This window comes from Corallococcus sp. AB049A (assembly GCF_003668885.1).
Taxonomy (GTDB): domain Bacteria; phylum Myxococcota; class Myxococcia; order Myxococcales; family Myxococcaceae; genus Corallococcus; species Corallococcus interemptor.
Genome location: NZ_RAWL01000856.1, coordinates 1 through 806, shown reverse-complemented (window position 1 = coordinate 806; position 806 = coordinate 1). Strand labels below are relative to the sequence as shown.

Here is an 806-nt window from a genome sequence, read left to right as displayed (position 1 = left end):
GGTGGGCGTGGGCTCCTCCACCGGCGCGGGCGCGGGCGGCATCACGTCCTCGAGCGTCGTCCCCATGGTGAAGCCGTCGTGGAAGATGGTCCCTTCCGGCTTGATGGCGGCGTCGCGGTACAGACCCATCTTCAGGTAGTTCAGGTCCTTGCCGAACTGGTTGGCGCCGTACGTCTTGGGCAGCACGTGCTCGCCGTTGTGCCACAGCTCCACGAAGCCGACCTTCTTGTCCGAGGACCACTTCACGTGCAGCACGAAGTCGTGCCAGTTGCCCTTGTCGATGGAGGTCTGCCACAGCACGGGCGTGGTGTTGCCGCCCACGCGCAGGTTGATCTTGTCCCCGCGCACGAAGAACTCCAGCGGCGGAGAGCCGCAGCAGCCCTCCTGGTGCCACTGGGTGATGACCTGCCACGAGTCATGCACCGGGTAGTTCGAGGGGAAGAGCGTGCTCCACTTGTAGTAGTACTCCTTCCCCTGCGTCTCGTGGGTCAGGTAGAGCAGCTCGTTGCGGTTGCCACTGGCGTTGATGGGATTGTCGCCCTGCTTCACGGTGGCCTTGAGCGCGTACTTGCCGTCACGCACCACGTCGGTCACGACCTGCAAGCGGCTGTTGGCAACGGCCTGTTGGCGCGTCCACTGGGACGTGTTGCCGGTCTCGAAGTCGCCCTTCCACATGACGCCAGCGAAAGACAGGGCAGGCATCAGGGAGGCCGCGGCAACGAGCTGAAGGAGTCGCTTCAAACAGGGGTCCTTTCGGTCCGGGTTGGGCCAAGGGGACACGCGGCGGGGAAAAAGCCTTCCCGCCC

General features: G+C 64.8%; 1 protein-coding gene. It reads right to left on the bottom strand.

Annotated features, from left to right (window positions below):
• A partial coding sequence (locus tag D7X55_RS39930) for a polysaccharide lyase (RefSeq protein WP_121725717.1) occupies positions 1-702 on the bottom strand: 702 nt, incomplete at its 3' end.
• Between the last annotated feature and the right edge of the window lie 104 nt (positions 703-806).